This is a genomic window from Sphingomonas sp. PP-F2F-G114-C0414 (assembly GCF_003688595.1).
In the GTDB taxonomy this organism is placed as follows: Bacteria; Pseudomonadota; Alphaproteobacteria; order Sphingomonadales; family Sphingomonadaceae; genus Sphingomonas.
On the sequence record NZ_RCWT01000013.1, the window covers coordinates 263,743 to 283,712 of the forward strand.

The 19,970-nt window shown below is 66.5% G+C and carries 18 protein-coding genes; 7 read left to right on the forward strand and 11 right to left on the reverse strand.

Features of this window, described 5'->3' with window-relative positions; translation table 11 throughout:
• The first annotated feature begins 25 nt into the window (after positions 1–25).
• The 4 genes from mnmG to C8J47_RS15890 are packed head-to-tail and all read left to right on the forward strand — an operon-like array spanning position 26 to position 4,153.
• Positions 26–1,861 (forward strand): tRNA uridine-5-carboxymethylaminomethyl(34) synthesis enzyme MnmG, encoded by a 1,836-nt coding sequence (mnmG, locus tag C8J47_RS15875; protein WP_121886477.1) that lies wholly within the window; start codon positions 26–28, stop codon positions 1,859–1,861.
• Positions 1,858–2,478, forward strand: coding sequence for a 16S rRNA (guanine(527)-N(7))-methyltransferase RsmG (gene rsmG / locus C8J47_RS15880; RefSeq protein ID WP_121886478.1), 621 nt, complete (start codon positions 1,858–1,860; stop codon positions 2,476–2,478). Before mnmG ends, rsmG begins: the two co-directional genes overlap by 4 nt.
• Complete coding sequence (locus C8J47_RS15885) at positions 2,475–3,257, forward strand: ParA family protein (RefSeq protein WP_055874932.1); 783 nt, start codon at positions 2,475–2,477, stop codon at positions 3,255–3,257. The genes rsmG and C8J47_RS15885 overlap by 4 nt, the downstream gene beginning before the upstream one ends.
• Complete coding sequence (locus C8J47_RS15890) at positions 3,254–4,153, forward strand: ParB/RepB/Spo0J family partition protein (protein ID WP_121886479.1); 900 nt, start codon at positions 3,254–3,256, stop codon at positions 4,151–4,153. Before C8J47_RS15885 ends, C8J47_RS15890 begins: the two co-directional genes overlap by 4 nt.
• A 297-nt stretch (positions 4,154–4,450) precedes the next feature.
• Here C8J47_RS15890 and holA read toward each other — a convergent pair whose 3' ends face one another.
• From holA to C8J47_RS15910, 4 genes are read right to left on the reverse strand one after another with little or no spacing between them, the layout of a single operon-like run.
• Positions 4,451–5,470: a DNA polymerase III subunit delta gene (holA, locus tag C8J47_RS15895; RefSeq protein ID WP_121886480.1), complete on the reverse strand. Its 1,020-nt coding sequence runs from the start codon at positions 5,468–5,470 to the stop codon at positions 4,451–4,453.
• Positions 5,467–5,997, reverse strand: coding sequence for an LPS assembly lipoprotein LptE (gene lptE, locus C8J47_RS15900; RefSeq protein WP_121886481.1), 531 nt, complete (start codon positions 5,995–5,997; stop codon positions 5,467–5,469). Before lptE ends, holA begins: the two co-directional genes overlap by 4 nt.
• Positions 5,994–8,687, reverse strand: a complete 2,694-nt coding sequence (gene leuS / locus C8J47_RS15905) for a leucine--tRNA ligase (protein ID WP_121886482.1) — start codon at positions 8,685–8,687, stop codon at positions 5,994–5,996. Before leuS ends, lptE begins: the two co-directional genes overlap by 4 nt.
• A 10-nt stretch (positions 8,688–8,697) precedes the next feature.
• Entirely contained in the window at positions 8,698–9,129 is a 432-nt protein-coding gene (locus C8J47_RS15910) for a DUF3576 domain-containing protein (RefSeq protein WP_121886534.1), read from the reverse strand.
• A gap of 313 nt (positions 9,130–9,442) precedes the next feature.
• Between C8J47_RS15910 and C8J47_RS15915 the strand changes: the two genes are divergently transcribed.
• Positions 9,443–10,150 (forward strand): hypothetical protein, encoded by a 708-nt coding sequence (locus C8J47_RS15915; protein WP_183129138.1) that lies wholly within the window; start codon positions 9,443–9,445, stop codon positions 10,148–10,150.
• Between the two features lie 128 nt (positions 10,151–10,278).
• Here the strand turns inward: C8J47_RS15915 and C8J47_RS15920 are convergent, their stop codons facing one another.
• Entirely contained in the window at positions 10,279–10,896 is a 618-nt protein-coding gene (locus C8J47_RS15920; protein WP_310886138.1) for a thiamine phosphate synthase, read from the reverse strand.
• Between C8J47_RS15920 and C8J47_RS15925 the strand changes: the two genes are divergently transcribed.
• Positions 10,862–11,536, forward strand: coding sequence for a YggS family pyridoxal phosphate-dependent enzyme (locus C8J47_RS15925; protein ID WP_121886484.1), 675 nt, complete (start codon positions 10,862–10,864; stop codon positions 11,534–11,536). The genes C8J47_RS15920 and C8J47_RS15925 overlap by 35 nt on opposite strands.
• Positions 11,533–12,207, forward strand: a complete 675-nt coding sequence (locus tag C8J47_RS15930) for an HAD family phosphatase (protein ID WP_183129139.1) — start codon at positions 11,533–11,535, stop codon at positions 12,205–12,207. Before C8J47_RS15925 ends, C8J47_RS15930 begins: the two co-directional genes overlap by 4 nt.
• 208 nt (positions 12,208–12,415) lie before the next feature.
• On the opposite strand, the gene C8J47_RS15935 is transcribed toward C8J47_RS15930, so the two are convergent.
• From C8J47_RS15935 to C8J47_RS15960, 6 genes are all read right to left on the reverse strand, one after another.
• Positions 12,416–12,892, reverse strand: a complete 477-nt coding sequence (locus C8J47_RS15935) for a YdcF family protein (protein ID WP_259467601.1) — start codon at positions 12,890–12,892, stop codon at positions 12,416–12,418.
• Between the two features lie 56 nt (positions 12,893–12,948).
• Positions 12,949–13,995, reverse strand: coding sequence for a GTP cyclohydrolase II (gene ribA, locus C8J47_RS15940; protein WP_121886486.1), 1,047 nt, complete (start codon positions 13,993–13,995; stop codon positions 12,949–12,951).
• Complete coding sequence (locus C8J47_RS15945; RefSeq protein WP_121886487.1) at positions 13,992–14,774, reverse strand: exodeoxyribonuclease III; 783 nt, start codon at positions 14,772–14,774, stop codon at positions 13,992–13,994. Before C8J47_RS15945 ends, ribA begins: the two co-directional genes overlap by 4 nt.
• A 356-nt stretch (positions 14,775–15,130) precedes the next feature.
• Positions 15,131–15,760 (reverse strand): outer membrane lipoprotein carrier protein LolA, encoded by a 630-nt coding sequence (locus tag C8J47_RS15950; RefSeq protein ID WP_056053857.1) that lies wholly within the window; start codon positions 15,758–15,760, stop codon positions 15,131–15,133.
• Between the two features lie 208 nt (positions 15,761–15,968).
• On the reverse strand, positions 15,969–17,354 hold the full coding sequence (locus C8J47_RS15955) for a carbohydrate porin (RefSeq protein ID WP_121886488.1): 1,386 nt from the start codon (positions 17,352–17,354) through the stop codon (positions 15,969–15,971).
• 221 nt (positions 17,355–17,575) lie between these two features.
• Positions 17,576–19,888, reverse strand: a complete 2,313-nt coding sequence (locus C8J47_RS15960) for a DNA translocase FtsK (protein WP_121886489.1) — start codon at positions 19,886–19,888, stop codon at positions 17,576–17,578.
• Positions 19,889–19,970 lie beyond the last annotated feature (82 nt).

Sequence of the window (19,970 nt, forward strand, 5' to 3'; positions counted from 1 at the left end):
GGTCGCGGCGTTCTACGGCCGTGACATGTTCGATGTAGTGGTGGTTGGCGGTGGCCATGCCGGAACCGAAGCCGCAGCCGCGGCGGCGCGGAGGGGCGCGCGTACCGCGCTCGTGTCGTTCGACGCTGCGCATATTGGCGCGATGTCGTGCAATCCGGCGATCGGTGGGCTCGGTAAGGGGCACATGGTTCGCGAGGTCGATGCGTTCGACGGGCTGATCGGTCGTGCTGCAGACGCTGCCGCGATCCACTATCGCATGCTCAATCGGAGCAAGGGTTCGGCGGTGCAGGGGCCTCGGATCCAGGCCGATCGGCGTCTCTATTCCGGTGCGATCCAGGCGATGCTCGCGGCCACCGAGGGGCTTTCGATCGTCGAGGGCGAGGCGACGGCATTGCATTTCGATGGCGATCGCGTGGCGGGTGTCGTGCTGGCAGACGGCTCGATCGTGGCGGCACGAGCGGTCGTGCTGGCGACGGGCACGTTCCTGGGCGGACGTATCTTCCGGGGGGATGACCGCGAGGAAGGGGGCCGGATCGGCGAGCGTGCGGCCAAGCCACTTGCGGACCAGTTGCGCGTGCGGAACCTGCCGATGGCGCGGCTGAAGACGGGGACGCCACCGCGGCTCGATGGGCGGACAATCGATTGGGGCGCGCTTGCCGAGCAGCCGTCTGACCTCGATCCCTGGAGGATGTCGCCGATGACCCGTGCGCGTCCATTGCCCCAGATCGCCTGTGCCATCACGCGGACGACCGATCGGACGCATGCGATCATTCGCGAGGCGTTCCACCGGTCTCCGCTGTTCACCGGCGCGATCGAGGCGGCGGGGCCGCGTTACTGTCCGTCGATCGAGGACAAGGTGCATCGGTTTGGCGACCGCGACGGGCACCAGGTTTTCCTCGAACCCGAGGGCCTCGACGATGCGACGGTTTATCCGAACGGGTTGTCGACCTCGCTGCCAGTCGAGGTTCAGGCGGCGATGCTGGTCAGTATTCCGGGGCTCGAGCGCATGACGATGACGATGCCGGGTTATGCGGTCGAGTATGATTACATCGACCCGCGAGCGCTCGATACGCGGCTTGCGCTGGGTGCGATCGAGGGGGTGTTCTGCGCGGGGCAGATCAACGGCACGACGGGGTATGAGGAAGCGGCGGGGCAGGGGCTCGTCGCCGGGCTCAACGCGGCGGCGTATGCGTGCGATCTGGCGCCGGTAATACTTGATCGCGCTTCAAGCTATCTTGGGGTGATGATCGACGACCTGACGCTGCAGGGTGTGACCGAGCCGTATCGGATGCTGACGGCACGGGCGGAGTTCCGGTTGTCGTTGCGCGCAGACAATGCCGAGACGCGGCTGGGTGGGATTGCGGAGGCGGCGGGGTGTCTTGGATCCGAGCGTCTGGCGCATCAGCATGCGCTGGCCGAGGATCGTGCTCGCTTCCGGTCGGCGCTCGATTGTGAGCGGACTGCTACCGAAGTTGCCGATCAGGGTGTGGCGATTGGTCGAGACGGTGCGCGGCGGACGGCGTTCGACTGGCTTCGGTTCGAAGGGGTCAAGCTCGCACATGTCGCGCCTGACGCTGCGGCGGGGATCCCGACGGCAGTCGTTGACGAAGTGTTAGAGGACGCGCGCTACGCTCCATATATCGAGCGGCAGGCGCAGGAGGTCGCGCGGTTGCGGGCCGACGAGGCGATCCGTTTGCCGGAGGACCTTGCCTATGACCGCGTGCCTGGCCTTTCGAACGAGATGATCGATCGCCTGAGTGCTGCGCGGCCAACCTCGCTGGCCGCGGCCGCGCGGGTGCGGGGGATCACACCTGCGGCTCTGTCGGCCGTATTATTGCATACGAAACGAGTGCCAGCATGACCGAAGACGACGCGCAGAGCTGGACGACCGAGCGGTTCGGGGCGGAGGCAGCCGAGCGCTTGAACGCGTTCGTGGCGATGGTCGTCGAGGAAGCGCCGCACCAGAATCTGATTGCGCCGTCGACGATCCCGACGATCTGGGATCGGCATGTGGTGGACTCGCTCCAGCTCGTCGCTCTCGCCGGGGCGGATACGTCGGCGAAGCGGTGGCTCGATATTGGCACTGGCGGGGGTTTTCCCGGCATGGTCGTAGCACTGGTTCGCGAGGGGCCGGTCGATCTGGTCGAGCCCCGTCGGCGGCGTGCGGACTTCCTCCAGCTGTGTGTCGCTCGGCTTGGGCTCGGAGAGCAGGTCCGCGTCCACGCGTCCAAGGTCGAGAATGCCACGGCCGACGCTTCGATCATTTCCGCTCGCGCGGTGGCCTCGTTGCAAAACCTTTTGCGTGGCGCGGTGCACTGCGCCACAACGGAGACGCGGTGGTTGCTTCCTCGGGGGCGTTTCGACGAGGAGGAGCTTGCCGCGCTCAAGCAGCATTGGCGGTTTATGTTCCACGTGGAACAAAGCGTCACGAACCCGGAGTCGTCGATCGTGGTTCTGGATCGGGTAAGCGCGCGATGATTACCATCGCGGTCGCCAATCAAAAGGGTGGGGTGGGCAAGACCACCAGCGCCATCAACCTCGCGACCGCGCTGGCCGCCACGGGCATGCGCGTGCTGCTGGTCGATCTCGATCCGCAGGGCAACGCGTCGACCGGGCTGGGCATCGGCCATTCGCAGCGCGAGCGGTCGAGCTACGACGTGCTGGTCGGCGAGACGTCGATCGAGGAAGCGGTGGTGCATACGCGCGTGCCGCGGCTCGATATCGTCCCGGCGACGGTCGACCTGTCGGGCGCGGAGATCGAGCTGGTCGATTTCGACGCGCGTACGCACCGGCTCGATCGCGCGGTGAAGGCGGCGCAGGGGCCGTGGGATATCGCGCTGATCGATTGCCCGCCGTCGCTGGGGCTGCTGACGATCAACGCGATGGTCGCGGCGGACTCGCTGCTGGTGCCGCTGCAATGCGAGTTTTTCGCGCTCGAGGGGTTGTCGCAGTTGTTGAGTACGGTCGAGCGGATCCGCCAGCGGTTCAATCCGGGTCTCTCGATCCTGGGGGTGGCGCTGACGATGTTCGATCGGCGCAACCGGTTGACCGACCAGGTCTCGGCGGATGTTCGTGCCGTGTTGGGCAAGGTCGTGTTCGAGACGGTGATCCCGCGCAACGTGCGGCTGTCGGAGGCGCCGAGCCACGGGTTGCCCGCGTTGATCTACGATCACCGGTGTTCGGGCTCGCAGGCGTATATCGCGCTGGCGCGTGAGCTGATCGGCCGGCTTCCCGCTACCGCGCAGGCCGCGGCATGAGCGAGAACAAGCGGGGGCGGCCGGGACTGGGCAGGGGCCTCAACGCGCTGCTCGGCGAGATGGCGCGCGAGACGCCGGTGTCCGCCGATGGGGCGTCTGCTCCGCAGTCTTCGGGCGTGCGGATGCTGCCGGTCAGTTCGCTGTCGCCGCATCCCGATCAGCCGCGGCGGCATTTCGACGAGGCGATGCTCGACGAGCTGGCGGCGTCGATCGCGTCGCGCGGGCTGATCCAGCCGATCGTGGTTCGGCCGCATGGGCATGATTTCCAGATCGTCGCGGGCGAGCGGCGCTGGCGGGCGGCGCAGCGCGCACGGCTGCACGAGGTGCCGGTCGTCGTTCGCGACTTCGACGATGCCGAGACGCTCGAGATCGCGCTGATCGAGAACATCCAGCGCGAGGATCTCAACGCGATCGAAGAGGCTCAAGCGTATCAGCGGCTGGCGGGCGAGTATGGGCATACGCAGGAGGTGCTCGCCAAGATCGTCCACAAGTCGCGCAGTCATGTCGCGAACCTGCTGCGGCTGTTGGAGCTGCCGGCGCAGGTGCAGTCGCAGGTGGTCGATGGGTCGCTGTCGATGGGGCATGCTCGGGCGTTGCTGGGGTCGCCGGACGTGGAGTCGCTCGCGGACCAGGTCGTGTCGCGGGGGCTGTCGGTACGCGAGACCGAGAAGCTGGCACGCGATGCGAAGCCTGGGCGGAGTCGTGGTGGTGGTGTATCGTCCGAGCCTCGGGTGCCGGATGCGGATATCGCTGCGTTGGAGCGGCAGTTGGCAGATTTGCTCGGGTTGCAGGTGAAGGTGGCGCATACCGAGACTGGGGGAACGCTGACGTTGAATTACTCGACGCTCGACCAGCTTGATATGGTTTGTCAGCGGCTTACGGGTGGAGCGATCTAGAACGCGGGCCAACCTGAGCCAATTACCCCCGGCCCGTTCGTGCTGAGCGAAGTCGAAGCACCTGCGTTCCGGACCCTCCTTCGACTTCGCTCAGGACGAACGGGGATAGGAGGGCGTGAAGGGTGGAGGGTGAACCAATAATTTCCGTCATCCCGGCGGAAGCCGGGACCCACGGTTGCGGTCCGCTTCGTTAGTGATCGCACCCTATCCATGGGTCCCGGCGTGCGCCGGGATGACGGAAGGTGGGGGGCGGGAATAGGGAAGCGAGGCAGACGCGAATGCGGTTGCGGATGCGCGTTAGTTTCGCCGTGCGATCGCCTGGGAGAGCGCCACCACGGCCGCTTCCGCCACCACCCCGCCAGCATTCCCCGATGCCATGATCGCGCGCTCGGCGGTTCGGACGCGCTGGATCGCGGTGGCGAGCATTACCGGCGACCAGCGGCGCAACGACCTAGCCGTGCTGGCCTCTTCCTTGAAGAACACGCGGTGGCGTTTCATCACCGCGTCGACCGCTTCGCCGCGGTCGATTTCGCCGCGCATGTCGGCGAGCGCGATCAGGCGGCGGACGAGTTGGCGGAGCCAGGGGATCGGCGAAGTGCCGGCCTCTTCGAGTACGGCGAGTTCGGCGCCGAGATCGTCGACCCGGCCTTCGATCACGGCGTCGATCGCGCGGCTCATTTCCGCATCGCCGAGGTCTGCGCCGACCGCATCGAGCGCGTGGTGATCGAGGTCCGCAGGCCGATCGGGCGCGGCGTCTAGGTATAGTGCGAGCTTCTCGATCTCGCGCGAAATGACGGCGCGGTCGCCGCCGGTCGTATCGACGAGGCGGCGGGCGACGCCGGGGGCGGGGCGGAGGCCGTTCTCGCCCGCGATCGTCGTCGCGAGGCGTTCGGCGTCCTGCGCGGTTGGGGCGTAGCAGGCGAACGCCATCGCGCGCGGGGAGTCGATCGCGAGCTTGACGATCTTGGCGGTGGATTTGACCGTCGGGGCGATCGCGACGACGGGGTTGCCGACGCGTTCGGCCGTCAGGAGGTTGGTGAAGGCTTCGAGGCTTTCCTCGCCGGCCGACGCGACGCGGACGAACCTTGCGCCCGCAAACAGCGACAGCGAGGCGGCTTCGTCGGTCAGCCGGCCGGGGTCGCTCTTGAGCGTCGAGCCGTCGAGATCGACGCGCTCGGCATCCGCGCCCATCGCCTTGGCCAGCACGCGGGCGAGGTCGCTCGCGCCGGCCTCGTCGGGGCCGTGGAGCAGGTAAAGGCGGATGTCGCCACCCGGTTTGGCCAGCGCACCGCGGATCTGGCCGGCGCTGGCCTTCACTTGGCGGGCGGAGTGGCCTGCGCCGCGGCGACCGCGGGCGTGTTGCGCGCATACAGCGCAACACGCGCGACGATCTGGTCGGCGACGATCTGCGACAGGCGTTCGAGCGCAGTGTTCTCGGCGGCGATCGTCGCATATTCGGAGCGGACGACGTCGATGCCGGCGTCGGAGCCGGCAGTCGCGTCGAGCAGCACCGAATTGTCGCCGATCCGAACGAGCTGATAGCGCGCGCGCAGCGTCCGACGTTCGCGCGAGACGCTGTCGTCGGTCCGGACGCCCAGGCCGCTGATCTGGTCGTCGAGGCGGATGTCGATCCGGTACAGCGCCGGTGCGCCGTTCGAGGGCAGGCGATCGCGCAGCGCGGTGGCCATCAGCCAGCCGTTCTTGCCCGCGATCGGTGCGATCTCGACCTGGCCGAGCGCCGCCGCGACCGGACCGCTGCTGCCGCCTGCATAGAGTGGATGCAGGCCGCAGCCGGACAGTGCGGGGGCCAGCGCGAGCGCGCCGAGGATCGCTAGACGCTTCATGCGACGATGTTCACGAGACGGTCGGGCACGACGATCACTTTCCGGGGCGGCTTGCCCTCGAGCAGGCGGACGATCTTCTCGGAGGCGAGCGCGGCGGCTTCGACCTCGTCCTTCGGTGCGCCCTTGGGGAAGACGAGCGTGTCGCGGAGCTTGCCGTTGACCTGCACCGCGATCGTGACCTCGTCGTCGACCAGCATCGCCGGATCGACGATCGGCCAGGCGGCGTCGGCGATCAGGCCGTCGTTTCCGGCGGTCGCCCAGGCTTCCTCGGCGACGTGCGGGACCATCGGGCTGACGAGCAGCAGCAACGTGCGGATCGCCTGTTCGCGGTCCGCGGAGGGCGCTGCCTTTTCGATCGCGCTGCACAGGGAATAGAGCCGTGCGACCGCCTTGTTGAACTGCAAGGCATTGATATCGCTCTCGATACCGACGGTCGTGCGGTGGCAGAGTTTGCGCAAGGCGATGTCGTCGCCCTCGGCCTTGGCTGCATCGTCGGACTCGATCAGGCGCCAGAGACGCTGGACGAACCGCCACGCGCCTTCGATGCCGGATTCGCTCCACGGGAGATCGCGCTCGGGGGGCGAGTCGGAGAGCACGAACCAGCGCACCGCGTCGGCGCCATACTGGTCGACGATCGGCTCGGGATCGACAGTGTTCTTCTTCGACTTCGACATCTTCGTCACGCGACCGACCGTCACGGGGCCGCCGGTCGCGATCTCGATATACCCCGCATCGGTCTTGCGGACCTCGTCGGGAGACAGCCACTTCGTCTTCACCGGCGCGTCGCTCGAATCGTCGTCGTCCGTGTCGGCCTCCGGCTGCGCGTCGCCGGCGTCGCCCCGGCTATACGTCTCGTGCGTGACCATGCCTTGCGTAAACAGCCCGGCGAACGGCTCGGCGATGTCGAGCATGCCGATATGCTTCAGCGCGCGCGTCCAGAAGCGGGCGTAAAGCAGGTGCAGGATCGCGTGCTCGACGCCGCCGATATACTGGTTGACCGGCAGCCACTTCTCCGCGCCCGTCCGGTCGAACGGTTTCGCGTCCGGCTGGCTTGCGAAGCGGATGAAATACCACGACGAATCGACGAACGTGTCGAGCGTATCGGTCTCGCGTCGCGCGTTCGCACCGCACAACGGGCAGGGGACGTGCTTCCAGGTCCGGTGGCGATCGAGCGGGTTGCCGGGGATGTCGAAGCTGACGTCCTCGGGCAGCACGATCGGCAGCTGGTCCTTCGGCACCGGCACCGCGCCGCACGCGTCGCAGTGGATGATCGGGATCGGGGTGCCCCAGTAACGCTGGCGGCTGACGCCCCAGTCGCGCAGGCGGAACACGGTCGTGCCCTTGCCCCAGCCTTCGCCCTCGGCGCGCTCGATCACGACGCGCTTGGCGTCCTCGATGTCCATGCCATCGAGGAAGTGCGAGTTCACGATGGTGCCGGCGCCGGTCCAGGCGGTGTCGCCGACAAACACGGGCGCCTCGTCATCGCCTTCGCTGACGACGCGTTTGACGGGCAGGTCGTATTTGCGCGCGAAATCGAGATCGCGCTGGTCGTGCGCGGGCACGCCGAACACAGCGCCGGTGCCGTATTCCATCAGCACGAAGTTCGCGATGTAGACGGGCAAGTGCCACGTCTTGTCGAGCGGATGCACCGCGCGGAGGCCGGTGTCGAAGCCGAGCTTTTCCTGCGTGTCGAGTTCCGCCGCGGTGGTGCCGCCACGCTTGCAGAGTTCGATGAAGGCCGCGGCGTCGGGGTTCGTCTCGGCGATGGCGCGCGCGATCAGGTGATCGGCGGCGACCGCGACGAAGCTGGAGCCGAACATCGTGTCCGGGCGGGTGGTGAAGACCTCGACGAATTCCTCCCCGGAACGGGGAGGGGGACCATCCGCAGGATGGGGGAGGGGGCTGTCGGCGGGCGCTGCCGTATGTGGCGCGCCCCCTCCACCCCCGGCTTCGTCGGCAGTCCCCCTCCCCGTGCCGGGGAGGATTGCGAACTTGAATTGCAGGCCCTGGCTGCGGCCGATCCAGTTTTCCTGCATCAGCTTGACCTTGTCGGGCCAGTGCTCGAGCGCGCCCAACCCGTCGACCAGCTCGTCGGCGAAGTCGGTGATCTTCAGGAACCACTGCGACAGCTTGCGCCGCTCGACCAGGGCGCCCGAACGCCAGCCACGACCGTCGATCACCTGCTCGTTGGCGAGCACGGTCATGTCGACCGGGTCCCAGTTTACCGCCGATTCCTTGCGGTACACGAGGCCGGCCGCGAACAGGTCGAGGAACAGCGCCTGCTCATGCCCGTAATACTCAGGCTCGCAGGTCGCCAGTTCGCGCGTCCAGTCGAGCGCGAAACCCAGGCGCTTCAGCTGCGCCTTCATCGTCGCGATGTTGGCGCGCGTCCAATTGCCCGGATGCACGCCCTTTTCCATCGCCGCGTTCTCGGCGGGCATGCCGAACGCGTCCCAGCCCATCGGATGGAGCACTTCCATGCCCTTCATCCGACGGAACCGCGCGAGCACGTCGCCCATCGTGTAGTTCCGGACATGCCCCATGTGGATGCGCCCCGACGGATAGGGGAACATCTCGAGCACGTACGAGCGCGGCTTGGTCGACAGGTCGTCCGCGGCGAACGTCTTGCGCTCGTCCCAGACCTTCTGCCACGCCGCGTCCGCCTTCAACGCATTGAAACGCGACGCCATTATGTCGTCCTCAGCCCGCGATCGAGGCGCGGCGCAGGTCGCGGGCCTTGGTCAGGATGATATCCTCGAGCTTCTGCGTGGTCGCGGCCTGGACAGGCGACGAGACCCACTGGCCGCCGCGATTGACTTCGCGAAGCGCGGCGACACGGAGTGCATCGGCGCGCAGATCCTGGTCGAGAATCGAGACGGTCACCTTCATGCGCTCGGTCGGCGTCTGCGGATTGATGTACCAGTCGGTGACGATCACGCCGCCATTGGAGTCGGTCTGGAGCAGCGGCATGAATCCGAGCGTGTCGAGGCTCGCGCGCCACAGATAGCTGTTGACGCCGATCGTCGTGATCTTCGACGCGGCGAGATCCGCCTTGGGACGCGCCGATCCGCCGCCGCAAGCGACGAGAGGCAGGGCAAACAGCACGACTGCGATACGCGAGCGGCGAAACATGGGCATCATCCTGGCAAGAAAATCAGCCCTTGCTCTACAGGCGAGCCCGCGTGCCCGCAAGCAGACGCGGGTATCACAGCCATAGGGCTGAGCGAGCGCCGGACGGGACGATATTCGCGCGGCAAAACGAGTCGGTTAGGACCGATCCGGTAGCGCTAACGCAGCGATCTGTGTGCTGATTGCAACACTGTCCGACAAATCAGCGACGAAGAGGGCAATCCGCCGGGTCTGCGGCCTTTGCGGTGGATCAATTCGTGATAGACGCAGTTTCACGAGGATCCGATTACGGGATTCGAAGGACAGATTCGTTGTGATGACGCGTGGGGGAATATTCGGGGTGGTTGCCGGGGCGCTTGTCGCCACCGCCGCAATCGTCGCGCCTGCCTTCGGCGCCAGCGAACAGCCCGCCCGGATCGCCAAGCATAACGTCGCCGCGGTTCGCGGTATCGGATCGTTTACGCCCGCCGCTGCAGACCCCCGCCTTGCCGCGATGTTCGCGCGCGGTGGCTTCGACGCCGGCAGCTTCCGCTTTACGCCGGCCGAAACGCGCCAGGACAACCGCGCGGTGACCGTCGCGGTCCGTGCGCAGACCAACCGCGGCATCGCGAACACGGCCAGCCTTGCTTCGACCACGCCGACCGTCGGTATTGCGCCGATCGCGTATAACCTCGGCATGTCGGTGGGTTGGAAGCGATTCGCGATCTCGGGCGACGTGAACAAGCTTGATCTCGGCGCGATGCCGGGTGGGCGTGAAGCGGCTGATCTGGCGGTAAGCTATAGCGCGAAGAAGTTCAGCGGCACCGTGAAGGCCGTGGCGGACCGTCCGCTCGCCAACGCACCGCACCTCGTCGAGGAAGCGCCGAGCTATTCGGTCGACGTCGGTGGCTCCTACGCCCTGACGCGCAGCCTCGCTGTGACGGCGGGCGTCCGGTATCGCTCGGACCGCGAGCGCTTCGTGAAGGTCGACGACGACCGTCGCGACAGCCAGGCCGTGTATCTGGGCACCGCCTTCCGCTTCTAGTCGTCCCGTGGAGCGATGCTCGTCGGAAATCGAGACTGATCGTGGCTAGCTGGATCTGGGTGGTGCGCAACTCTACCTTCCCGTCATCCTGACGAAACTCAGGACCCAGGGTTACTGATCGCTGGGTCTCATGGCGCTGGATCCTGACTCTCGTCAGGACAACGGTGTATTATAGGCATCCAGGCATCTATCGCGGCCCAGCCGTGGAACCCGAAACGCTGGATGCGCCGCCAGCGCGACTCGGTCATCCCGCCCAGCGCGATCACCGGTATCCCAAGCCCTCGTCCGATTCGTATGGCCCGCGCCGGACCGATCCCCGCCGCGTCGTCGTGCGACCGGGTGGGATGGATTGGCGACGCGAACAGGGCATGAGCCCCAGCGCGTATTCCGGCCAACGCCTCGATGCGTGAATGGGCAGGCCAGGTTCTGATCCCGCGGGTCTGTGCCCGACCATGCACACCGTCGGCCGAGATCGCAGAGTTTCCAGCCACCACTACGACCAACCTGCGCAGCCGTGCGACGCGGATAACTCGCCGCAGCAATGCCCGCCGTTCTCGCTCGGGCGTGGCATAATGCCGAAACACCACGCCGGATCCCGGCGGCAATCGCGTGAGCGCGCGCCACAGTGCATCGCCCATACGCTCGTCCGTCATCAACCAGCGTGTGGGAATGGGGTTACGACGGGCCACGCCGCTGCCTATAGCGCGCGGCATGATTGCTGACGACACCACCAAATTGCAGGCCATCCGCAGCCGGATCGCCAAGGCCGCAGAGATCGCCGATCGCCGCGCGGACGATGTGACGCTGATCGCGGTCTCCAAGACGCACCCCGTCGAGGCGATCGAACCGCTGCTCGCCGAGGGCCAGCGCGTGTTCGGCGAGAATCGTGTGCAGGAAGCGTCGGAAAAATGGCCGGGGTTGCGTGTGGCGTATCCCGACGTCGAACTGCACCTGATCGGCCAGCTCCAGTCGAACAAGGCGGCCGAGGCAGTGGCGCTGTTCGACTGCATCCATGCGGTCGATCGCCCGTCGCTGGTCACCGCGCTGGGGAAGGCGATGGAGGCGAGCGATCGTCGGCCGAACTGTTTCCTCCAGGTCAACATCGGCGGCGAACCGCAAAAGGGTGGCTGCGCGATCGCCGACCTGCCCGCGCTGGTGGACCAGGCGCGCGCTGCCGGCCTGTCGATCGCGGGCCTGATGTGTCTGCCACCCGCGGACATCGAGCCGGCGCCGTATTTCGCGCTGCTGGCAAAGCTGGCGCGCGATCATGGGTTGACCGGCCTCAGCATGGGCATGTCCGACGACTTCGAGACCGCGGTGACGATCGGCGCGACTCATGTCCGGATCGGCAGCGGGTTGTTCGGCGCGCGGGGGACGGGCGCTTGAGCATTGCGGTCCGATTCGACGCGCTGCTGTTCGACTTCGACGGCGTGCTGATCGACAGCGAAGCCGTCGGCAATCGCCATATCGCGGAATGGTTGACCGCCGCGGGGCATCCGACCACGGCAGATGAGTCGATGGCGAACTTCATGGGGCTCGCCGGGCCGCAGTTCATCGATGCGATCGAGCGCTGGATCGGGAGGCCGCTCACCGATGATTTCTACGCCGCGCGGGAGGCCGAGGACGAGCGCGTGATGGCCGCAGGCGTCGACGCGATCGAGGGCGCGGTGGCGTTCGTCCGCTCGCTCCCTGCCGACCTGCCCAAGGCGATCGTATCGTCTAGCCCGGTCTCATGGATCGCGCGTCATCTGGAGCATATCGGCCTGCGCGATGCGTTTGGTGACCATCTTTATAGCGGGCGCGAACACGTGAGGAACGGCAAGCCGGCGCCGGATCTGTATCTGTTCGGTGCGCGGCAACTCGGGGTCGATATCGCGCGGACGGTGATCCTTGAAGACTCGCCGGTGGGGGCGACTGGGGCTGTGGCTTCGGGGGGCTACGTCATCGGCTTGTCGGCGGGGTCGCATTGCAACGCCGAGCATGGCGCGCGGTTGAAGGCGATCGGTGTTGACGCGCTGGCGGAGAGTTTCGACGATGTGGCGCGGTTGATCGGGTAACCTAGACCCCGGTCCTGAAAGTCAGGGACAAGCCAGCCAGTATTCCGCCCCGATAGCCACATCCTCCCCGGCGAAGGCCGGGGTCCAGTTGGGAAACGGCGATGACGGCTGACGGACCTTCGTTACATCGGCTTTCCCGACTGGACCCCGGCCTTCGCCGGGGGGGACGTTCGAGGAATGCGCAAACTCAACGCGTCCGCGGCGACCGCTAGCCCCGCTTACGTCGCCAGATCGCGCCGATCCCCGCGACCAGATCATACGGGATAGCCGCCGCTTCCCGCGACCGCATCTTGAGCTGGTACCGCCGGCTCCCGCCATGCGGCACGTGGATCGCGCTTGCGGGCATGCCGAGCATCGCGAACAGCATCCGGATACGCGGCTGATGATACCCGTCGGTGCAGATCATGCACTGCGCATAATGCCCCGCGCGCGCGAACGCGGTCGCAGCCACGACGCTCTGCAACGTATCGACGCTCGCCTCGTCGAGTTGGATTCGCGACCGATCGACCGTCTCTGCCAGTACATCCGCCATCACCGACGCCTCGGACGGCCCATGCGCACCCTTCGCCCCCGAGCAGAACAGGTCCGCATCGACATAGCGCGCCGCCGCAGCCGCCGCGAACGCGATCCGCCGCGCGAGCGTTGGACTCGGGCTCCCGTCAGGACGCACCGCTGCACCGAACACGACGATCAGGCGGCGTGAGGGCGGCGGCGGCGGCGGCGGGGAAGGCGGGCTCTCGCTCAGAACTGGTGCCCCGTGCGGTCGCGCTTGGTCGCGAGATACTGCGCGTTGTGCGGGTTCGACGGCAGGAAATGCGGCACGCGTTCGATCACCGTCACGCCTGCCGCTTCGAGCCCGGCGACCTTGGCGGGGTTGTTGGTCAGCAACCGTACCTCACGCTGGCCAAGCAGAGTGAGCATCCGAGCCGCCACGCCGAAATCGCGCGCATCGACCGCAAAGCCGAGCCGCGTGTTCGCGTCGACCGTATCGAAGCCCTGGTCCTGCAACGCATACGCCCGCAGTTTGTTGACCAGCCCGATCCCGCGACCTTCCTGCCGCAGATACAGCAGGATACCCCAGCCGCCATGCTGGATCGCGTGGATCGCGGCGTGCAACTGCGGCCCGCAATCGCATTTGAGGCTGCCGAGCACGTCGCCCGTCAGGCACTCGCTGTGGAGACGGACGAGCGGCGGCTGGCCGTTGGGCTGGCCGATCAGCAGCGCGATGTGCTCGTCCGCGCTTTCGGGGCTGCGGAAAGCGACGATTTCCGCATCCTCCGCGCCTTCGACCGGAAGCCGTGCGCGTGCCGCGAGTGTCAGTCGGTTCGCGTCCTCATGTGCGTCGATGTCCGCGCGGGCGATGTGGACCTCGGGTTCGCCCGTGCCGAGGAAGAACGCCGGCAGCAATCCCGCGATCCGGGCAAGGCGCAAGGCAGCTGCCGCCGCGTCCGGATCGGCGAGCGGGAGCGTCTGGAACGGACCCTTGAGGGGGGTGGCCAAGTCGAATTGCGGATCGGCCAGCGCGGTCGCGGCGGCGAAGTCGATCCAGGGGGCGCGATCGACGAGCACGGGCTCGGTCGGATCCGCCGCCGCGAGCTGGTTCGCGAGCTTCAACGTCGCCGCGCGACCCGACGAGATCAGGACGCCGCCATTCGCGTCGGGATCGAACGCCGCCAACCGCTCCGCATCCGCCGTCTCGACCGCGAGCAGCACCAGTCCTTCGATCGCGATCGGCCAGCCACGTCGTAAAGCGTCCACCGCGCGTGCCGCTGCGCGAGGATTACTCAAAACGCGAACTCGGTCATGATCGGGACGTGGTCGGATGGCTTGAGCCAGCTTCGGCAGCGTTCGTAGACGTGGTGCGACACCGCGGCTTCGGCGGCGGCACCGGTCGCCCACATGTGATCGAGCCGACGCCCGCGGTCCGAGGCGGCCCAGTCCTTGGCGCGGTAGCTCCACCATGTGAACAGGCGGGCGGGGGCAGGGTGGAAGCGGCGGCCGAGATCGACCCAGTCGCCGGCCGCCTGCAACTTGCCGAGTGCCTCGACCTCAACCGGGGTGTGGCTGACGACGTCGAGCAACTGCTTGTGGCTCCAGACGTCCGATTCGAGCGGGGCGATGTTGAAGTCGCCGACCAGGATGGTGGGGCCTGGCAACGTTTCCGACCATGTCGTCATGCGCTCGATGAAATCGAGCTTCTGACCGAACTTGGGGTTCACCTCGCGGTCGGGGACGTCGCCGCCGGCGGGGACGTAGACGTTCTCGAGCCGTACGCCGTTCTCCAGGCGGACGCCGATGTGGCGCGCCTCGCTGTTTGCCTGCCAGTCGAAGCGGTCGTCCTCGACGATCGGCACTCGGCTCAGGATCGCGACGCCGTGGTGCATGCGCTGGCCGTGCAGGACGATGTGCTCGTAGCCGAGCGCCCGGAACGCCTCCAGCGGGAAGTCGCCGTCGATCACCTTGGTCTCCTGCAGGCACAGGATGTCGGGCTGCTCGTCGCGCAGAAACTGTTCGACGATGGCGATCCGAAAGCGGACCGAGTTGATGTTCCAGGAGACGATCTTCACGAGCGCGATGTAGCGTCGCGTGGGGGTGGGGACAAGGAACGCTGCTGGGGGTGCGGAAGAAGGGAGAAGTCAGAAGGCGCCATCGGCAAAGCCGTTGTCGTCGGACGGGCCCTGGGAAGACAGGGGCCCGCCGGCCGCGCTTGAGCGAGTCATGAAGACGCAGTCTTCTTGCCGCTCTACGCGAAAGACCCTCGCTCCGGGGGCATGGAGCGAGGGCCAACTCAGCGTTCGTCACGCAGGCAAGAAATGGGGAAACCATCCGGGCAACAGGGGGAAAAATCCCGAATGCCCCACATCCGCAGGCCACTCTCTAGGGGGCCGAACCTGTCGCTTGCATGAATGACACCGATTTTACGTTACTTTCTTACACCCGTGCGGCGCGGATCGTTCCAGCGGAAGGTATTGTCGCTGACCGGAACGCCGAATTTCTGGTTGGTCAGCCGGACGGTCGTGCGGTTGTTCTGGCTGTCGAGCGCAACCCAACCTTGCAGCATCAGTCCACCGGGTGCGCTCGCGCTCCGCACGAATACCAGGGTGATCTTGCCAGTTTCAGGATGTTTTGGATCATTCACCTCGACCGATATGATCCGTGGATCATAGCCGGGTACGAGCTTGGCATAACGCGTGATATCGCGCGACGGATCGAGGAATACGACCAGTGGCGAGTTTTTGATCGGCCAGCGTTGCACCTGCTTCACCGAATAATCGATGAAGGTCAGCGCGCCGCCCTCCGCGACGATCAGGATCGGCACGCCTTTCTGGTACTGAAAACGGATCTTGCCGGGCTTCTTCAGCGTCAGCACGCCGGTCAGCACCTTGCCGTTGCGATCCGCCTGCGAAAAATCGGCAGTCATCGTCTCCATTGCCTGGAGGGATTTCTGCACGGCGGCCAGATCACCGGTCGCCTGCGCGGCGATTGGCGAGGGCACGGCGGCGACGGACAAAGCGGCGATCGTCGCGATCACCGCGGGGCGGGTATTGAACATCGAATTCTCCTCAAGGGGCGACCGTTGCCCGCCCGCGCTTGAACCGCCACTGAATTCGATGTGCGGCCACCGCACAACCCGCATCCGTCATCCTGACGAAAGTCAGGACCCAGGATCAAGCAGGTCAGCGAGTGTTACTCTGGATCCTGACTTTCGTCAGGATGACGGGGGAGGCGGACGTCGGCAACGTGTAAAGTCGATACCCCCGCTACAGCGTGATCGCAGCCTTCATACCCAGTACGCCGACGTCGTTCGCGTCATGCACACCTCCGGGGTTGTGGATGAACTGCACATTCGGCCGCAATTCGAGCCACCGGGTCGGATGGACGCTGTAATAAATCTCCGACGCGTATTCGGCGTCCTGCACGGCGGGCCGCGTCGGATCGAGCGCCTCGCCCTTCGCGACGCGCCCGTTCACGTTGGTTCGCGCGACGCCGAAGCCGAGGATGTCGCCCGGCCGCCACGGCACCAGTCCCTTGTAGAACAGCCCGGCTGCAACCTGATTGTCGGTGGTCGAGGTCGCGCGGTCGGCCTGAGTCGCGTTGAGGAACACGCTGAGTCCGGTGACCGACTTGCCGTCCTTCGACGTGCCGGTGACCTGTTGCTGGAGATTTAAATACACCCCGTAGCGTGCGCTGCGGCGGAGGGGTTCGAGCCCGGTGATCGCGATCGGCTGGCGGTTCACATCGTAGAACACGTCGTCGCCGTTCGAGGTGTTGACCCAGCCGCCGAGCTTGTATGCGCCGACCCGGCCATCGTTATCGCCGCGACGCCATTCCGCCTCGACCGGGATCAGCGCGCCGGTCGCGCCGTGGAACCGGCCGATCACGAAGGCCTTTTCGAGATTGCGCGGGTTCACCTCGTAGGCGGCGGTCTTTAGTGTCAGATGGTCGTTGACGTCGTAGCGCAGCCGTGCGCCCCATTGGCCGACCGGCCAGTTCTGCCAGTAATCGCCGACCAGATTGCCCGGCTGCGCGCCGCAGAAGCTGAGGTTCTGGAAATAGCAGGAGAAGACCGCGAAATCCTCGCCGGGATTGGTCCGGCCTGCCTTGATCTCGAATTTCTCACCGATCTTCTGCTCGTACCAGAATTGCGTGAGGCGGACGGTCTGGCCGCGGCCGTATACTTCCTGGACCTGTTGCAGCACGCCGAGATTGGCGTCCGCGCCGAGATCGCGGCCGCGGCGATAGGTGACGGTCGCCTGGAACGCGCCGCCCTTCAGCCCAACCACCTTGTCGAGATCGAGCAGTACGCCGACGTCGAACTGACCTGTCTCGCGCAACAGCTTCCGGTCGCCGCCCGAGAAATTATAGCCGCTTTCCGAGGCATAGCGGGCGCTGACACCAATACCGCGATCCGCGAGGCGCTTGCGGATGTCGAACCAGTCGGCGAACAGTCCGGGGGGCGGGGTGCGCCGCGTATCGGCAGTCAGCGCCGACGGGGAGAGATCGCTGTCGCGACGCACGCCGGCGCGCGGGCGATGCTGCGTGTCGGTGGCGGTGCTGCCGGGGGTCTGCTTGGCGGTGTCCTGCGCGGAGACCTGACTGGGTAGGGCGAGCGCAAACGCCGCCGCAAACAACCGCCGATACTGCATTACGCCCACCTGTTTTTCGTAACTTGTATCAACCCCGTATACCGGGTCTCGGCTGATCGAAACCCCGGTCTGCGTGCGTCACTTGGTGACGAGCGCCCCTCCCAGTTCTCCCGCGAAGGCAGGAGCTTAGGGTTCCAGACGACATCGTTCTTGGTTCCTGGACCCCCGCGTTCGCGAGGGAACAGCGAGGCAAAAGGACGGAGCGGCGCAGCACCGCGACGCTAGATCGCATGCCCCTCGGTATCGCGGAGCACTTCGCGGCGGCCGACATGATCCGGGCGACCGACGATGCCGTCCTTCTCCATCCGCTCGATCAACCGCGCAGCCGAATTGTAGCCGATCCGCAACTGCCGCTGCAGCCACGAGGTCGACGCCTTCTGCGACTCGCAGACCAGCTGGATCGCCTGGCGGTATTGCTGGTCTTCGGCGGAGTCCTCCCCGGTCGGCGAGCCCTCGAGCGCGAAGCTCTCCTCGGGCTCCTCGGTCACGGACGAGATGTAATCCGGCAGCCCCTGCGAGCGCCAGTGATCCGCCACCAGCCGCACTTCGTCGTCGGTCACGAACGGCCCATGCACACGCACGATGCCCTTGCCGCCCGGCATGTAGAGCATGTCGCCCTTGCCCAGCAGCTGCTCCGCGCCCTGTTCGCCGAGGATGGTCCGCGAATCGATCTTCGACGTGACGTGGAAGCTGATCCGGGTCGGCAGATTGGCCTTGATGACGCCGGTGATGACGTCGACCGATGGCCGCTGCGTTGCCATGATCAGGTGGATACCCGCGGCGCGTGCCTTCTGCGCAAGCCGCTGGATGAGGAACTCGACCTCCTTGCCCGCGGTCATCATCAGGTCGGCGAGCTCGTCGACGATCACCACGATCTGCGGCAGGACGTCGTATTCGAGCTTCTCCTCCTCGTACATCGGCGCGCCGGTATCCGGATGATACCCCGTCTGCACCTTCCGCCCGAGCGGCTGCCCCTTGGCCTTCGCACCGCGCACCTTGTCGTTGAAGCCGGCGAGGCTGCGCACGCCGACGGAGGACATCTGGCGATAGCGATCCTCCATCGTCTCGACCGCCCATTTCAGCGCGCGCACCGCCTTGGCGGGATCGGTCACGACCGGCGACAACAGATGCGGAATGTCGTCGTACATGCTCAGTTCGAGCATCTTCGGATCGATCATGATCATCCGGCACTGGTTCGGCGTCAGCTTGTACAGCAGCGACAGGATCATGCTGTTCAGGCCGACCGACTTGCCCGAGCCGGTGGTGCCTGCGACCAGCAGATGCGGCATCGGCGCGAGATCGGCGATCACCGAATCGCCCGCGATGTTCTTACCCAGGATGATCGGCAGCTGCGCCGACTGGTCCTCGAACGTCTGGCTGCCGACGAGTTCGTGCAAGCTGACCGCCTCGCGCCGCGCATTCGGCAGCTCGATCCCGATCACGTTGCGCCCCGGGATCACCGCGACGCGCGCCGAGATCGCGGACATGTTGCGCGCGATATCGTCCGCCAGCGCGATCACGCGGCTCGCCTTGATGCCGGGCGCGGGCTCCAACTCGTACATCGTCACGACCGGGCCCGGCCGCACCTCGATGATCGACCCCTTGACGTGGAAATCGTCGAGCACATTCTCGAGCAGCCGTGCGTTGCGCTCCAGCCCGGCCTTGTCGATCACGTTGCCCTGGCTCGGCGGGGAGGGGGTCAGCAGGTCGAGGCTCGGCAGCGTGAAATTGTCGCGCAGATCGAGCGACGACTGGCGCTCCTTGGGTTTCGCCTGCGACGGCGCGTTCTGGCGATCCGCGATCACCGGGGCAGGGCGCGGGTCCGGCTCTGCGACGGCACGCGGCTCGACCGGCTTGCGCGTCAACGTCAGCGGTTCGTCGTCGTCCTCGTCGATCTCCGCAAAGCCGTCATAGCCGAGCGCTTCGGTGCGATTGCGGCGGGGAAGGCGCCATTTGCGCTCGCCGAGATCGATCTCGATGCTCTTGCCCCAGACGATCGCGCCGGAGATCGCCGCGACCAGCCCAATCGCGCGGGCGGACCAGAGCTCGGCGACCGGCTGGCCGATGAAGCTCAGCCCCCAATGCACGGCGCTCGCAACGGACAAGCCAATGATCCCACCCCATCCGGCAGGCAATGCCAATACCGAGGTGCCCGAGACGAACGCCAGCGCGCTCGCCATCAGCGCGACGCCGATCGCCGCGCCGCGCACCATCCGCAGCCAGTGGCCGAGCGGCAGATCGCGCCACAGCCGCATGCCGAGGATCGGTCCGATCGGCAGCAACAGCGCCACCGCCGGCCCGAACAGCGTGAGCGCGATGTCGGCGAACCACGCGCCCGGCGGGCCGACCAGATTGTCCGGATAGGCACCCGACGCGGTGTTGAGCGCCGCGTCGCTCGGGTGATAGCTCGCCAGCGCCAGCGCCATCAGCAGCGTGCCGACGAACAACGCGATCGCCGCGATCAGCGCACCGCTGCGGACGGCGCCCGCCTTCACCGTCTCACGCCACAAGGCTGGCTGCGCGCGGCTGGCCATGACCCGTATTCTCCAGATTCAACATGATATGTAGAGATTCTCTACAATAGAGAATGCATCGCGCCAGGCGGCCTCAACGTCA

What these genes read in the sequence shown, in the direction of transcription:
- C8J47_RS15960 (WP_121886489.1), bottom strand. Translation starts at nt 19,888, where the DNA reads ATGGCCAGCCGCGCGCAGCCAGCCTTGTGGCGTGAGACGGTGAAGGCG.
- C8J47_RS15920 (WP_310886138.1), bottom strand. Translation starts at nt 10,896, where the DNA reads ATGGCCTGCAATTTGGTGGTGTCGTCAGCAATCATGCCGCGCGCTATA.
- leuS (WP_121886482.1), bottom strand. Translation starts at nt 8,687, where the DNA reads ATGGCGTCGCGTTTCAATGCGTTGAAGGCGGACGCGGCGTGGCAGAAG.
- C8J47_RS15955 (WP_121886488.1), bottom strand. Translation starts at nt 17,354, where the DNA reads ATGCAGTATCGGCGGTTGTTTGCGGCGGCGTTTGCGCTCGCCCTACCC.
- C8J47_RS15890 (WP_121886479.1), top strand. Translation starts at nt 3,254, where the DNA reads ATGAGCGAGAACAAGCGGGGGCGGCCGGGACTGGGCAGGGGCCTCAAC.
- mnmG (WP_121886477.1), top strand. Translation starts at nt 26, where the DNA reads ATGTTCGATGTAGTGGTGGTTGGCGGTGGCCATGCCGGAACCGAAGCC.
- C8J47_RS15915 (WP_183129138.1), top strand. Translation starts at nt 9,443, where the DNA reads ATGACGCGTGGGGGAATATTCGGGGTGGTTGCCGGGGCGCTTGTCGCC.
- C8J47_RS15925 (WP_121886484.1), top strand. Translation starts at nt 10,862, where the DNA reads ATGATTGCTGACGACACCACCAAATTGCAGGCCATCCGCAGCCGGATC.
- C8J47_RS15885 (WP_055874932.1), top strand. Translation starts at nt 2,475, where the DNA reads ATGATTACCATCGCGGTCGCCAATCAAAAGGGTGGGGTGGGCAAGACC.
- C8J47_RS15910 (WP_121886534.1), bottom strand. Translation starts at nt 9,129, where the DNA reads ATGTTTCGCCGCTCGCGTATCGCAGTCGTGCTGTTTGCCCTGCCTCTC.
- lptE (WP_121886481.1), bottom strand. Translation starts at nt 5,997, where the DNA reads ATGAAGCGTCTAGCGATCCTCGGCGCGCTCGCGCTGGCCCCCGCACTG.
- C8J47_RS15950 (WP_056053857.1), bottom strand. Translation starts at nt 15,760, where the DNA reads ATGTTCAATACCCGCCCCGCGGTGATCGCGACGATCGCCGCTTTGTCC.
- rsmG (WP_121886478.1), top strand. Translation starts at nt 1,858, where the DNA reads ATGACCGAAGACGACGCGCAGAGCTGGACGACCGAGCGGTTCGGGGCG.